This is a genomic window from Taibaiella chishuiensis, from assembly GCF_003014535.1.
In the GTDB taxonomy this organism is placed as follows: domain Bacteria; phylum Bacteroidota; class Bacteroidia; order Chitinophagales; family Chitinophagaceae; genus Taibaiella; species Taibaiella chishuiensis.
The window spans coordinates 1,405,077-1,419,776 of sequence record NZ_PYGD01000001.1 but is presented as its reverse complement, the minus strand read 5'-3'; the positions used below and the strand labels follow the sequence as shown (position 1 = coordinate 1,419,776).

Genomic DNA, 14,700 nt, shown 5'->3' with positions numbered 1-14,700 from the left:
TCAATCCTGGTCCGGGGTGGCACCCTTTATCCATTTACGTAAGGCATCCAAGCGTTCTTTACGCAGATCTTTAAGACTGCGGCCGCCGGGATAACCCGCCGAGCCTGTCTTGTCGCGACTGAGCCGTTGTGCGGTATAGATACCCGTATTACCACTGAAATAGTAAGCCGTAAAACAGGCAACGCCGAAGTACAGGATACCCGCACTGCCGAAGAGCTCGGCGCCCATCAGCACACAAGCTACCGGCGTATTGGCCGCTCCCGCAAAAACAGCAACAAATCCCAGGGCAGCCATCAGGTCGACCGGGACGCCCAGCACCACACCCAGGCTATAACCCAGCGTAGCGCCTACAAAAAACAAAGGTGTAACCTCTCCACCTTTAAAACCCGTACCCAGGGTGATGGCCGTGAACACAATCTTCCAGAGCCAGCTGAACATTGCCGCCCCGCCCGGCCGGAAGGCCGACACCAGCGTAACGGCGGCTGGGTCGGGATTATATACCCCCAGCCCCAGATAGCTGGCGCCACCGGGCAGTAACGATAAGCCAATGACCAGCAGCCCGCCCGATACGGGTATAAGCAGGGGGGCCTTGATCCACCGTAAGCTGTAGTCTTTGACCAGGTGCACCGCTTCCGAAAAAAAACGGCTCACCAATCCGAAACAAGTACCGGCAATAATCACCTTGCCCAGCAGGAGCATATTGAAGTGCAGGAAAGAACCGCTGTCGATAAGCGCCGCATGATCAGCAAGGGTATAGACCGTATGATGCACGCCCCAGGCCCTGCAGACCACATCGGCCAGCAGCGCGGCAATGAGACAGGGCAATAGCGCTTTATAATTGAGCCGGCCTACATACACCACTTCGAGTGCAAACAGGGTGCCGGCCAGCGGGGTACCGAATACCGCACCGAACCCTGCCGCAATACCGGTCAGTAAAATAATCCGTACATCCTGCCGGGGCAACCGCAGCTTGCGCGCAAGCCAGCCGGCCATACTCCCGCCGATCTGTACAGCCGTACCCTCGCGGCCGGCCGAGCCACCGGTAAGATGAGTAAGCAAGGTGGTAAAAAGCACGAGGGGCGCCATACGCAGCGGTACGCCACCGCCGGGCTCGTGTATTTCTTCGAGGATGAGGTTATTACCGGCTTCTGTATTTTTACCGGCATAACGGTACAGCAAAACGATCAATACGCCGGTAAGCGGCAGGAGATATAACAACCAGGGCTGTGCATACCGCCAGGCCGTTACCTGGTCGAGCAATAACAGGAATACGGCAACCACCGAACCGGTACATAAAGCAACGGGCAAGGCAATTAAGGTCCAGCGCAGTAAATGGGCAATAATGGAAAGATGTTCTAAGGGAGCATTTATTTTTTTCATACCTGCATATGGATACACCGGGAGTCCCGGTAGGTTCAGCAGGCGTCATCAGCCGTAGGCGGCGGTTTATAACAGGTGGAACACCATCACCTTTACCCTGCAAAGATAATGGAATACGCCCTTAAAATATCCGCATTATATAAATATTATCCTGCAACAGGTACCAAACGTTTTCCGCCGGACCGGCAGTCTTTGTATACATGAAAACCGCCCGCCATCTATTCCTGTTTGTTTTGCTGCACCTTACCGGCCTCGTCCAAGCCCAGGATGGTCCACCGGTATGGGTATTCGGCAAAAATGCAGGGCTGGATTTCAAATCCGGCCAGGCACAGCCTGTTACTTTTCCTATCGACAATCATTATTCGCCCTCGTCGAGCCAGACCGATCCGGCGGGCAACCTGCTGTTCTATTGCGATGGCCGCGATATCAAGGATCGCAACGGGCAGGTAATGCCGGGTTCTCAAAATCCGGTATGGCAGCCCCCGGTACATATTGTCCGCAAGATCACGTCCAATATCGTACCCGTACCCGGCGATGCCAACCGGTATTATGTGTTTATACTTAGCCCCTCATCGGGCGAACCTCCCTTCGGCACCTATTACAGCGGCGTACTTACCTATTCGATCGTGGATATGCGGTTGAACAACGGCCTGGGAGGCGTCGATCCGGCCTTCAGCAATATACTGGTCAATACCGAACTCGATACCGATATGCTGGTGGTGCCCGCAAGCGATTGCAGTTACTGGCTTATCGCCTACCGCCGGGCGCCCAATACCGCCGGGCAATTCCTGGCATACCGCCTGTCGGCAACCGGCATAGCGCCGCCGGTAACCTCATCCGTCAGCCTTGCAGGCTTCCCCTATCCTTTCCATAATATGGACCTGATTTATGCCTACCGTCATAATAAGATTGTCGGCTGGATCGGCGGCCGGCTCTTGATTATGATGGATTTCAACCCGGGCAGCGGCGTTGTCAGCAATGCCTGGCAATTGCAGGATCTTTCCGAATTCCGCAACCCGGGAGGTGGCATCACGACCCCTTCGGTATGCCTCTCGCCTAACGAAAAATTCCTGTATATCCTCGGTTACCCGGCTGCCGTCAATGTGCCGAAGATCATGCTGTGGCAATACCCCGTCGACTTCAGCAATCCTGCGCTCACATTGCCCATTGCCTCCGCTTCCCTTATTTTCGAAACGAATAACGCGCTCTACCAGACCCCTTCGATCTCGGTACCCTTCGGCAGCCAAAACTGCGACATACGCCGGGGCCCCGATGGCAGGCTGTATATATTTTACAATACAGCCCAGTCTTTCCTGGGCGTGGTCAACAAACCCGACCTGGCCGGTGCTGCTACCGGTTTCGATGCCCAGGGCGTGCAACTGTTGCCCAACACGTATGGCAGTTTCTGGTTTCCCTCGGTTGCCGCCGAACGGTTCACGGCCTCGACACATTACTACAAGCACGATACCTTGCTCTGCTTTTCGGCTCCTTTCGTACTCAGGCCTACCTATCGCGGCAGCCAATACAGCTATCAATGGTCTGACGGCAGCACACAATCCTACAAAGAGATAAACGCCCCCGGCGTGTATTGGGTAAAAGCTACGGGCAGCTGCAGCGATGCCACCGGTATCGACACTTTTTCCGTAAGCTTTGAACCACCCGAAAAATGCAATTGTACGATCTTTGTCCCCAATGCCTTCAGCCCTAACCAGGACAACCTGAACGACATCTTCCGCCCCATGCTGCCCCTTACCTGTATGGGCGGCGGGTACAGGATGCGGATCTACAACCGCTGGGGTGAGACTGTTTTCGAAAGCTACGACCTGATGAAAGGCTGGGACGGCAACTGTAAGGGCCAACCGGCCGACCTGGGTGTTTACTATTACACCATTCATTACCGCAACACAAAGGGCGAAGAGCAGCAGTATAAAGGCGACTTCAGCCTGCTGCGCTAACCGGGCCGGCGGGCAGAAAATATGGCTGCTGCGGGGATCATTAACCGTTAACACGTACCTTTGCCGGGCATTTATATTCATTATTTTTCATTCCGTGCCCGATATACTGTTAACTCCTGCCGAAGAAAGCCTGTTCCAGAAACTATCCGCTGCTGCTCATAAACTTGGTTTACCCGCTTATGTCATCGGCGGTTTTGTACGTGATAAAATACTGGGCAGGAACTCGAAAGATATCGATGTGGTATGTATCGGCGATGGCATTGCCCTGGCACAGGAGGTGGCTACCCACTTCAAACCCAGGCCCAGGGTCAACTTTTTCAAGAACTTCGGCACCGCCCAGATCAAGCTGCCCGAAATAGAAATCGAATTTGTAGGGGCACGTAAAGAATCGTACCGCAGCGAATCGCGCAAACCTGAAGTAAGTACCGGCACGTTGGAAGACGACCAGAACCGCCGCGACTTCACGATCAATGCCATGGCCATAAGCCTCAACCAGGATAACTTTGGCACGCTGATCGACCCCTTCGAGGGTATGCTCGACCTGCAGGACAAGATTATCCGCACACCGCTGGCGCCCACGCAAACCTTTAGCGACGACCCGCTGCGGATGATGCGGGCCATACGTTTTGCCACACAGCTACAGTTCCATATCGAGGTAAGCTGTTTCGAAAGCATCAAAGAACAGGCCAGCCGGATCGACATCATTTCGCGCGAACGCATTGCCGACGAACTGAACAAGATCATGATGAGCGCCCGGCCGTCAATCGGCCTCGACCTCCTGTTCCGGAGCGGCCTGCTGGCACGTATTATACCCCAGCTTACCGCGCTTGCCGGTACGGAGTATGTGGACAACAAAGGACATAAAGACAACTTTTACCATACCATACAGGTGGTGGATAATATTGCGCGCCATACCGACAACCTCTGGCTGCGCTGGGCCGCCCTGCTGCATGATGTAGGCAAGGCGCCTACCAAAAAGTTCGAACCCGGCCATGGCTGGACTTTCCACGGACACGAAGTGATCAGCGGCCGCCTGGTGCCTAAGATCTTTAACCAGCTAAAACTGCCGGCGCACGACCGGATGCAGTATGTAAAAAAGATCGTAGAGCTGCACCACAGGCCCGTTTCACTTACCAAGGACAATATTACCGACTCTGCCATACGCCGCCTGTTGTTCGATGCCGGCGATGATATCGACGACCTGATGACCCTTTGCGAAGCCGACATTACCTCCAAGAACAAAGAGAAGGTGGTGCGTTACCTCGAGAACTTCGAAATGGTGCGGGAGCGGCTGAAGGAAGTCGAAGCCAAAGACCAGATCCGCAACTGGCAGCCGCCGGTATCGGGCGAAGAGATCATGGCCACTTTCGGCCTCTCCCCCTCCCGCGATGTAGGCACCATCAAAACCGCGATACGGGAAGCGATACTCGACGGCATTATCCCCAACGAGCACGAAGCGGCACAGCGGTATATGCTGGAAATAGCGGCGGGCATGGGCATACAGCCGGTGTAGACCTGCGATTTTTTGTTCCCGGGAAATGCATTATAATTTTCCGGTTAACATCCGCAGATTCATCCCGGAATCCTTATTTTTGCAACACACAGGCAGCATTACGCTGCCTCTTATTTTTTTAAACCATTCAAAAACATGTCTCGTACAAAAATCAAAGCAATTCTGCTGAACGAACAAACAGATTATGCCGTAACCATCAAAGGCTGGGTGCGGTCTTTCCGCAATAACCAGTTTATTGCAATCAATGATGGCTCTACGATTAATAATCTGCAGGTCGTTATTGATTTTGAGCATACCGACGAAAGCCTGCTGAAGCAGATCACAACCGGCGCCTCCCTGCAGGTAGACGGTACCGTGGTAGCTTCGCTGGGTAAGGGTCAGCGCGTAGAGGTAAAAGCCGAAAAGGTAACCCTGCTGGGCGAATGCAACCCGGAAGAATACCCGCTGCAACTGAAGAACAAACCTTCGCTGGAGTACCTGCGCGAAATCGCCCACCTGCGTTTCCGTACCAATACCTTCAGCGCAGTGTTCCGCCTGCGCCACAGCCTGGCCTTCGCCATTCATAAGTTCTATAACGAAAAAGGATTTGTATACCTGCACACCCCGGTAATTACTGCCTCCGATGCGGAAGGCGCCGGCGAAATGTTTAAGGTAACAACCCTGCCTTTCGATAACCCGCCACGCACCGAAGACGGACAGATCGATTATAAAGAAGACTTCTTTGGCCGTGCCACCAACCTGACCGTAAGCGGTCAGCTGGAAGGCGAACTGGGAGCAATGGCCCTGGGTGAGATCTATACCTTCGGCCCTACCTTCCGCGCCGAAAATTCAAACACAGCGCGGCACCTGGCCGAGTTCTGGATGGTAGAACCCGAGGTCGCCTTCTTCGACCTGAAAGACAATATGGACCTGGCCGAAGAGTTTATCCAGTACGTGATCCGTTATGCGCTGGACAACAACCGCGACGACCTGGAATTCCTCGCGCAGCGCCTGGTGGAAGAAGAAAAATCGAAACCGGCTGCAGAACGCAGCGAAATGGGCCTGATCGAAAAGCTGGAGTTTGTACTGAACAACAAGTTCGAACGCATTACCTATACCGAAGCGATCGACATCCTGCTGCAATCCAAGCCTTATAAGAAGAAGCAATTCCAGTACGATATCCAATGGGGCACCGACCTGCAGAGCGAGCATGAACGCTTCCTGGTAGAGAAACACTTTAAGAAACCGGTGATCGTTACCGATTATCCTAAAGACATCAAATCGTTCTACATGCGCCTGAATGATGATGGCAAAACCGTGGCCGCTATGGATATACTGGCGCCGGGTATCGGCGAGATCGTAGGTGGCTCGCAGCGGGAAGAGCGTATGGATAAACTGGTGCAACGTATGGAAGAGATGCATATCCCCCAAGAGGAAATGTACTGGTACCTCGACAGCCGCCGTTTCGGTTCCGCGCCCCATGCGGGTTTCGGGCTTGGCTTCGAACGTATGGTGCTGTTCGTATCGGGCATGAGCAATATCCGCGACGTGATCCCCTTCCCGCGTACCCCGAAGAATGCAGATTTTTAATCCTTGTTATCATACAGGAAACGGAGCCTTCAGGGGCTCCGTTTTTTTATGTACCTGTGTTAAGGCATTACTTTCATACGGCGGCCCTGCAGGCTGGCAATATTGATTTCCAGGACCACGCTATTCCTGCCGAAACCCGGCAGTACCGGGTCGTTCAGCAAAATATTGCGCAGGTAATACAAGCGAAACAAACCCTGCCCTATCGATACGCCCACCTTAGGACTGAACACCCAGCCGGCTTGTTTAAAATCGGTGAGCAGGCCGGTTTCCGCCCCGGCATTGATCACGAACAACCCATCGCCGCCTACCGGCAGTATGCCCGCATTCAACTCCAATTTAGGCATAACCATGGTATGCCTGCCGATCAGCACTTCCACATCGAGCAGGGCATCGTAATACCGGGGGCTATTGGCCTTGGGAATATAACTGAAGGCCACGAGGCCCGCATCCAGCAGGAAGTTGCGCGACATACCCAGGCCCAGCTTGGCTGGAAACTGGAAGCCGGATTCCTGCGCATAAACCGGCCGGGCCAACAGGAGCGCCAGCAGCGCAATACAACAATAAAAAGATTTATAGCGATGCATAGGGATCATTTTGCAGCCATCGCCGGGTGATAAGGAATGTTTAGCAGATGGCATGCCTGGTAAACAATATCTTTGTGTAAGAGGTTCAATGATCAGCTATGTCTTTTTTAATTTACAATAACGAGCTTTATCCTGCTACCGAAACTTTATTCGGGACCGGCAACCGGGCGTTCCGCTTTGGCGAAGGCCTGATCGAGACCATGCGCTGGCGCGGAGGCCAGGTGCGTTTTTTCAACGACCACATGGAACGCCTTGCCGGCAGTCTCGCCATACTTGGCTGGCCCGGCTTTCCACTGAACAGCCAACAGTTGCAGCAAGAGATAGACCGGCTGGTAACCAGTAATGCCGGCGCCGGCGATCTCATGATCCGCCTGCAGGTATTTCCTGCTGCCGCTGGTGATACCCTGCACTTCCTGCTGGAATGCCTGCCGCTTGATCCGGCCCGGGTATCATGGCAGGAAAAAGGCTTACAGACCGGCATAGGCAAGCGGGTGGTAAAAAGCCCCGACAGCATCGCCAACCTCAAAACTACCTCCCGCCTCAACTATACCATAGCGACGCAGGAAGCGGCACAACAGGGCTGGGACGATATCCTGGTTAAAGGCCCCCCGGGATATATCGTGGAGAGCTCGATCAGCAACCTGTTCTGGATCGCGTCAGACGGTATTTATACCCCTCCCCTCTCTTCCGGTTGTATTGCCGGTATTATGCGCAAGAAGTTGCTGCAAACGGAAACCCTGGCCGGGCTGCGTATACAGGAGCGCGAAACCTGGCCCGAAGACCTGGCGCATGCACAGGAAATATTCCTGAGCAATGCCATACGCGGCATACAACCCGTAGCACAGCTCAATGGCAAAGACTACCCATCGGTCATTACCCGTAATATCTTTACCCAATTCGACACTTTATGAAAACAGCCGTATTCTGGTTCAGGCGGGACTTACGGCTTGAAGACAATGCAGGGCTGTACCATGCCCTGAAATCGGGACACCCGGTATTGCCCGTATTTATTTTTGATACCCATATCCTCGAAGAGCTCGAGGACCGCAGCGATGCCCGCGTACAGTTTATACACCAGGCTATAAGAAGCCTGCAGGAGCAACTCACTGCACTGGGCAGCACACTATACGTATACCACGACACGCCCGAAGCCGCATTCAGCAAGCTACTCCGGGACTTTGACATTGCCGCCGTATACACCAACCGCGACTACGAACCCTACGCCCTTAAAAGAGATGCCGCGATCAAAGCCATGTTGCTCGAACAGAAGATCGGCTTCAATACCTTTAAGGACCAGGTTATCTTCGAGCGCAAAGAGGTGGTAAAAGACAATGGCGCACCCTATACCGTGTTTACCCCCTATAGTAAGAAATGGAAGTCGCTGCTGACGCCTTTCCAACTCAAGGCCTATCCCAACAAACGTTACCAGGACAATTTTCTGCAGCACAAAGCTTTGCCCGTACCTGGCCTGGAGGCGCTCGGGTTTACGCCGGCCGCGCATACGTTCCCGCCGGCCGCCGTACCCGGCAACCTGATCCGGCAATACGACAGTACCCGCGATATACCCTCGCTGCCGGGTACTACACACCTGGGCGTACACCTTCGCTTCGGTACCATCAGTATCCGTCAATTGGCACAGACGGCGCTCGAGCTCAACGAAACTTTTCTCAACGAACTGATCTGGCGCGATTTTTTCCAGGCTATCCTCTGGCATTTCCCTAAAGTCGTACATCAGTCTTTTAAACCCGAATACGATAAGATACGCTGGCGCAACCAGGAAGCAGAGTTCGAACGCTGGTGTACCGGTACTACCGGTTATCCCATCGTCGATGCCGGTATGCGCGAACTCAATACCACCGGCTTTATGCATAACCGCGTACGTATGATCACCGCCAGTTTTCTTTGCAAGCACCTGCTGATCGACTGGCGTTGGGGCGAAGCTTATTTTGCAAAAAAACTATTGGATTACGATCTGGCCGCCAATAATGGCAACTGGCAATGGGCCGCAGGCTGCGGCTGTGATGCAGCTCCTTATTTCCGGGTATTCAGCCCGCAGCGCCAGACCGAAAAGTTTGACCCGAAGCTGGTCTATATCCGCACCTGGGTACCCGAGCTCGATAGCTTCGACTACCCGGCGCCTATGGTCGATCATGATATGGCCCGCAAGCGCTGCCTGGAAACGTATAAAAAAGCATTGCAATCCTGATACGCAGGTCGGCAACAAAATAGAAACGGCTTCCATAACCGGAAGCCGTTTCTTTATTTTTTCTTCTTAGGCCCGGAGGCGGAAGGCGGCTCCTGCCGCGGTTTGGGCAACCGCCCGGCATCTTTAAGGGCTTTATGCAACAGCCACTCCATTTGCCCGTTCATACTCCGGAACTCGTCACCCGCCCAGGCAGCAAGCGCTTCATACATCTGTTCATCCAGCCTTAAGACAAAGTTTTTCTTCTCCACAGCCATGCGTTTTAAAACTATTGATAAATGCTTCCTGCGTTAATCACGGGCTGCGCCGCCTTATCGCCACAAAGCACCAGCATCAGGTTGCTTACCATTTGCGCTTTGCGCTCTTCGTCCAGTTCTACGATCGACTTTTCGGAGAGTTGTTCCAGTGCCATCTCGACCATACCCACAGCGCCTTCCACGATCTTGGAGCGTGCAGCAACTACGGCCGTGGCCTGCTGCCGTTGCAACATAGCGCCGGCGATCTCTTCAGCATAAGCCAGGTGCGAGATACGGGCTTCGATCACATTGATACCCGCAATGGCCAGGCGGTCTGCCACCTCTTTCTCCAGGAGCTCGCTTACCTCATCGGCGCTGGAGCGCAGGGTGATCTCGTCAGAGCCATCTTCAAAATGATCGTAGTTGTAATGCCCTGCCAGCTTGCGTATAGCGGCTTCGCTCTGTGTTACGATAAAAGAGATATAGTTGTCTACATCGAAAGCTGCCTTATAAGTGTCTTCGGCCTTCCACACGATTACCGCACCGATGATGATGGGGTTACCCTGTTTGTCGTTTACCTTGATCGGTTTGGTATCGAGGTTGTTGGCACGCAGCGAGATTTTCTTCTTCGTGTAAAAAGGATTGACCCAGCAAAAGCCGCTGCTCTTGGCCGTACCCACATAGTGGCCGAAGAGCGTAAGCACCCGGCTGCTGTTGGGTTCGATGGCCATAAAGCCCGACATGATAATAAAGGAAGCGATAACCGCAACCACACCCAATGCGATGCTCAACACATGACCGGCATTGAGGAATAAGTAACCCGCTAAGGCCAACAGGCCAAGGCTTACGACCAGCATAAGCCATCCGGAAGGAGGTCGAACGATTTTTTCCATAGTTGAAATGATTTTACGATGATATTGTTTTGATATCAAAAATAATATTAGTGTTCGAATTTTCCAAATATTTATTTCCTTAGCCGGATTGATTATTTTTGGCCTTTAAACCAAGCAATCATGAAAAACCTGCTCCTGCTGCATGGCGCACTCGGCCACAGCCAGCATTTTGCTCCTTACCTGGAGCCGCTTTCCCGCCACTTCAAGGTGCATACCCCGCTCTTTGCCGGTCATGGCAATACACCGGTGCCCGAAGGCGGTATCACTATGGAGGATAATGCACAACAGGTTGCCGATTACTGTGCCGCACACCAGTTGGATGATGTAGCGATCTTCGGTTTCAGTATGGGCGGTTATGCAGCGCTGTATTATGCCCTGCAACACCCCGGCAAAGTAAATTCGATCATGACCCTGGGTACCAAATTTGCCTGGACCGAAGCTGGCGCCGCTGCCGAAAGTAAAATGCTGGACGCCGAAACACTGAGCGCCAAAGTGCCGAAGTATGCCGAACAACTGGCCCAACTGCATGGTGACGACAACTGGAAGCCTTTGCTGCCGGCGCTTTGCCATATGATGACCCGCCTGGGCAAAGCCCCCTTATTACAGGATAACTTAAGCAGCCTGGCTATACCGGTACAGGTGATGGTAGGCGATAAAGATGTGCTGGTAACCGCAGAAGAAAGCCTGGAGGTATACCGCAAACTACAGGCAGGCCGACTGGCCATACTGCCCGGAACCAAACACCCCCTGGACCGCGTCGCACCCAAACTGGTACTCGATGCTATGTACGACTTTTGGCAACTACCTGCTTAACTATAAACAGTACTACCTGGAAACGGGGAGCTGTGCTCCCCGTTTTTATTTTTTTTCAAAATTGCCGTAAATAATTGCAGCAAGCGCTAAGAAGCACAATACCGGGCCGCGTCTATTAAAAAAAAGACATACCCGGCTATGAAAAGATTATTTGCTTTATGCGCCCTTATTTTGCTCGGCTTCGGCAGCAGGGCCCAGATCACTTACCACGACATTGTTCCCGACAGCACCATTGGCGGCGGCCCCACACTTACCTTCTGGGTATTACAGCCACCAACATCATCGGCACAATTACATATCTTCTGGAGTATGAACAATACGGTTTTCCTGCGGATACACGGAAGCTTCGGTTTCGGCGAAATGCTGATGACCGGCGGCTTCCCGGCTAAACTACCTGCAGGCGCCGATATCAGCACCGCTTCGGTAACCTGGGCGGAAACCACGGGCGCCAACGGATCGCTGAATGAAAGTGGAAATGGCAACTGGCGCAGCGATGCCGCCGACAAGTACCTGGGCTTCCGTTTCAAAACGATGACGGGCCACTGGACCTATGGCTGGCTGAAGATGACCGTTGCAACCGGCGGCACTTCCTTTACCGTAAAGGAATGGGGTATCCAAACTACGGAAGGTGTGGGCATAAGGGCCGGAGACCGCCCCCCGACCAGTATCCAGCCGATCCAGCTTGCACCGCAGATACAACTCAGCGTGTTTAACGGGCGGCTTTATCCATTCCACCTCGAGCAGGGGCGCGACTATGCTTACCGGGTCACCGATATGCAGGGGCGTACTATCAGCAACGGCAATATCCGTGCCGACGGCTCCCTGCCCGTATCCGGTATGGCTTCCGGCATGTACGTCATACAGCTGGTTTCCGGCGGCTACGATCAACGCCTGAAGTTCGTCGTACCCCAACTCTGATCCGTACTGTAACGAAGAAGCGTGCCCGGTATAACCAGGCACGCTTCTTTATGCGCTTATAAAAAATTATCCTTTACCGGTAAAACACGGTATTACTACAACCTAATTCAGGATCATCAGTTTGGCATAGTTCAGCATGATCTTCTTCTCGCCTACACCGGCTCCGAAATCAATCGTAGCAATACGGTTATGCGCACCGCCATCCATTTTAATAATGGTACCCACACCAAATTTCATATGCTCTACCCGCATGCCCTGCTCCATCTGTTCCGGGTCGCTGGCTACAAAGTTAGCCGAAGGCACATGCGCTACCGGCTGTGCAGCCTTGGCTTTATTAAGGGCTGCAATCCGGCTCAGGTCTGTGTTTCCGCTTGCTGCGACCGTGGTTGTATTTTTGGCAGGTTGTTGCTTGGGCGCGTAACTGCGTGCTGCACCACCCGGCGAAGAAGCGGCACTACCACTACCTTTTGCACCAGCTATACCTGCAAAGCTGCGGTCCATATACTCGGGCGGCACCTCGTCGATAAAGCGGCTCGGATCGTTTTGCACCAGCGAACCAAAACGGTAACGGCTATTGGCATAACTGATCCACAGGCGGTCCCTGGCACGGGTAATCACGACATAGAACAGGCGGCGTTCTTCTTCAAGATCTTCCCGGTCGTAAAGGCTCATGGCCGATGGGAAAATATTTTCTTCAAGACCTACGGCAAATACACAATCGAACTCCAGTCCTTTTGCAGCGTGAATGGTCATCAGCTTCACCACGTCCTGGTCTTCTTCATTGTTTTTATCCGCATCGGTCAGCAGGGTGATCTGCTGCAGGTAAGCGCCCAGGCTTTTATCTTCTACCACTTCACCATCTTCGTTCGGCGTTTCGGTATATTCTTTAATCGAGTTCAGCAATTCCTGTACGTTCTCATACCGGGCAAGGCCTTCCACGGTCTTATCATTGTACAGCTCTTTTACCATATTGGTATGCTTGCCTACGGCAAAGGCCACATCATAGGCATTGTTTTTCTGCTGCATCGCCTGGAAGCTGCGCATCATCACCACAAACGCTTCGATCGCCGCGGCTGCAGCGCCTTTCATGCCCGCGAGCTGCGGCTCCTGCAACACTTCCCAGAATGTCTTACCGCTTTCATTCGCGGCAATGATAATACGCTCCACGCTGGTTTTACCAATACCCCGCACCGGGTAATTGATGATGCGTTTCAGCGCTTCTTCATCCTGCGGGTTAGCTACGATCCGGAGGTAAGCGATAAAATCCTTGATCTCCTTGCGCTGGTAGAACGACAGGCCACCAAAGATGCGGTAAGCAATATTCATGCGGCGCAGGCTTTCCTCGAAGGCACGGCTCTGTGCATTGGTACGGTACAGGATGGCAAAGTCACGGTTGTTATAATGGTTACGCAGCTTTTGCTCTGCAATGGCATCGGCTACGAATTTACCTTCATCGTTATCGGTAAGCGTACGCACCAATTTCAGCTTTTCCCCTTCGGGTTTATCCGTCCAGAGGTTTTTAGGGATCTGGTTTTTATTGAGCCCGATCACCCTGTTGGCCACATTCAGGATGTTTTGGGAACTGCGGTAATTCTGTTCGAGTTTTACCACTTTAGCGCCTTCGTAGTCTTTCTGGAACTTCAGGATGTTTTCGATGGTAGCGCCACGGAAGGAGTAGATACTCTGGGCATCGTCGCCCACCACGCATATATTCTCGTGCACAGCAGCCAGCAGTTTTACGATCTGGTACTGGGCAATATTGGTATCCTGGTACTCATCGATCAGCACGTATTTAAACTTATGCTGGTACTTGGCCAGTACATCGGGAAAGTTGACCAGCAACTGGTACATCTTGAACAACAGATCGTCGAAGTCCATAGCGCCGTTCTTGAAACAGCGTGCGGCATATTGAGCATAGAGCTGCCCGATCAGCGGCCGGCCGCTGCGGGCGTCTTCCTGTTGTATAAAATGATCCTGCTGGTACTGGGCCGGGGTCATCAGGTTGTTCTTCGCGGCAGAGATGCGGCCGGCAACGTATTGCGGCTTATACATCTTGTCGTCCAGGTTATTTTCATTTATGATCCCTTTAAGCAGGCTTTTGGCATCGTCCGAATCGTAAATGGTAAAGTTGCTGGGATAGCCCATTTTCGTGGCTTCGGCACGCATAATACGGGCGAAGACGGAGTGGAAGGTACCTATATATAAATTACGGGCTTCGTTATTACCCAGTATCTTTTCAATACGTTCTTTCATCTCGGCAGCCGCCTTATTGGTAAAGGTCAGCGCGAGGATATTAAATGCGTCCACACCGTTACGCATCAGGTGAGCGATACGGGTAGTCAGTACTTTTGTTTTTCCGCTTCCGGCTCCTGCTACGATCATCAGCGGGCCATCGATATGGGTAACAGCTTCTCTTTGCCGTTCGTTCAGTTCTTTTAAATAGTCAGACATGGTGCGAAGTTACGTAGGATTTTCGGTAGGGAAAGGGTCCGGCCCGGAGCGGAACCGGAGCCTGCAACCGACGCGGGATTGCAGCTGTTTTCCCCGTTTTTCAAATCCTTCTTTTTTATGGAAAATTAAATTACACTTATGGCTATTCCGTGGAAAAGCACTACTTTTCGCGGATTAAAATCCAT

Annotated in this window: 12 protein-coding genes and 1 riboswitch; of the genes, 7 read left to right on the top strand and 5 right to left on the bottom strand. The window is 52.8% G+C overall.

Going from position 1 to position 14,700, the window contains the following annotated elements:
* Nucleotides 1–1,380, bottom strand: a complete 1,380-nt coding sequence (locus tag B0I18_RS06055; RefSeq protein ID WP_106521734.1) for a voltage-gated chloride channel family protein — start codon at nt 1,378–1,380, stop codon at nt 1–3.
* Nucleotides 1,381–1,412: 32 nt separating this feature from the next.
* A riboswitch (Fluoride riboswitch) is annotated at nt 1,413–1,480 on the bottom strand.
* Between the two features lie 100 nt (nt 1,481–1,580).
* Here B0I18_RS06055 and B0I18_RS06050 point away from each other — a divergent pair.
* From B0I18_RS06050 to asnS, 3 genes are all read left to right on the top strand, one after another.
* Nucleotides 1,581–3,335 carry a T9SS type B sorting domain-containing protein gene (locus tag B0I18_RS06050; protein ID WP_106521733.1) on the top strand — a complete coding sequence of 585 codons (1,755 nt, stop codon included), beginning with the start codon at nt 1,581–1,583 and terminating at the stop codon, nt 3,333–3,335.
* 94 nt (nt 3,336–3,429) lie between these two features.
* The gene (locus B0I18_RS06045; protein ID WP_245882055.1) at nt 3,430–4,848 is read left to right on the top strand and encodes a CCA tRNA nucleotidyltransferase; all 1,419 of its coding nucleotides are present in this window, start codon (nt 3,430–3,432) and stop codon (nt 4,846–4,848) included.
* A gap of 135 nt (nt 4,849–4,983) precedes the next feature.
* Entirely contained in the window at nt 4,984–6,417 is a 1,434-nt protein-coding gene (gene asnS / locus B0I18_RS06040) for an asparagine--tRNA ligase (protein ID WP_106521732.1), read from the top strand.
* A 59-nt stretch (nt 6,418–6,476) separates the two neighbouring features.
* On the opposite strand, the gene B0I18_RS06035 is transcribed toward asnS, so the two are convergent.
* Nucleotides 6,477–7,001: a hypothetical protein gene (locus tag B0I18_RS06035; protein WP_146146665.1), complete on the bottom strand. Its 525-nt coding sequence runs from the start codon at nt 6,999–7,001 to the stop codon at nt 6,477–6,479.
* A gap of 98 nt (nt 7,002–7,099) precedes the next feature.
* Between B0I18_RS06035 and B0I18_RS06030 the strand changes: the two genes are divergently transcribed.
* Both B0I18_RS06030 and B0I18_RS06025 read left to right on the top strand, forming a co-directional pair.
* Complete coding sequence (locus tag B0I18_RS06030; RefSeq protein WP_106521730.1) at nt 7,100–7,912, top strand: aminotransferase class IV; 813 nt, start codon at nt 7,100–7,102, stop codon at nt 7,910–7,912.
* Nucleotides 7,909–9,207, top strand: a complete 1,299-nt coding sequence (locus tag B0I18_RS06025; protein WP_106521729.1) for a cryptochrome/photolyase family protein — start codon at nt 7,909–7,911, stop codon at nt 9,205–9,207. The genes B0I18_RS06030 and B0I18_RS06025 overlap by 4 nt, the downstream gene beginning before the upstream one ends.
* A gap of 53 nt (nt 9,208–9,260) precedes the next feature.
* Here B0I18_RS06025 and B0I18_RS06020 read toward each other — a convergent pair whose 3' ends face one another.
* Together B0I18_RS06020 and B0I18_RS06015 are read right to left on the bottom strand one after the other, a co-directional pair.
* On the bottom strand, nt 9,261–9,455 hold the full coding sequence (locus tag B0I18_RS06020) for a type II toxin-antitoxin system antitoxin (RefSeq protein WP_425444926.1): 195 nt from the start codon (nt 9,453–9,455) through the stop codon (nt 9,261–9,263).
* Nucleotides 9,456–9,472: 17 nt separating this feature from the next.
* The gene (locus tag B0I18_RS06015) at nt 9,473–10,333 is read right to left on the bottom strand and encodes an SPFH domain-containing protein (RefSeq protein ID WP_106521727.1); all 861 of its coding nucleotides are present in this window, start codon (nt 10,331–10,333) and stop codon (nt 9,473–9,475) included.
* Between the two features lie 120 nt (nt 10,334–10,453).
* Here B0I18_RS06015 and B0I18_RS06010 point away from each other — a divergent pair, with 120 nt between their 5' ends.
* Together B0I18_RS06010 and B0I18_RS06005 are read left to right on the top strand one after the other, a co-directional pair.
* Nucleotides 10,454–11,146 (top strand): alpha/beta fold hydrolase, encoded by a 693-nt coding sequence (locus tag B0I18_RS06010; RefSeq protein WP_106521726.1) that lies wholly within the window; start codon nt 10,454–10,456, stop codon nt 11,144–11,146.
* Between the two features lie 138 nt (nt 11,147–11,284).
* Nucleotides 11,285–12,064, top strand: a complete 780-nt coding sequence (locus B0I18_RS06005; RefSeq protein WP_106521725.1) for a T9SS type A sorting domain-containing protein — start codon at nt 11,285–11,287, stop codon at nt 12,062–12,064.
* Between the two features lie 102 nt (nt 12,065–12,166).
* On the opposite strand, the gene B0I18_RS06000 is transcribed toward B0I18_RS06005, so the two are convergent.
* Complete coding sequence (locus tag B0I18_RS06000; protein WP_106521724.1) at nt 12,167–14,515, bottom strand: ATP-dependent helicase; 2,349 nt, start codon at nt 14,513–14,515, stop codon at nt 12,167–12,169.
* Between the last annotated feature and the right edge of the window lie 185 nt (nt 14,516–14,700).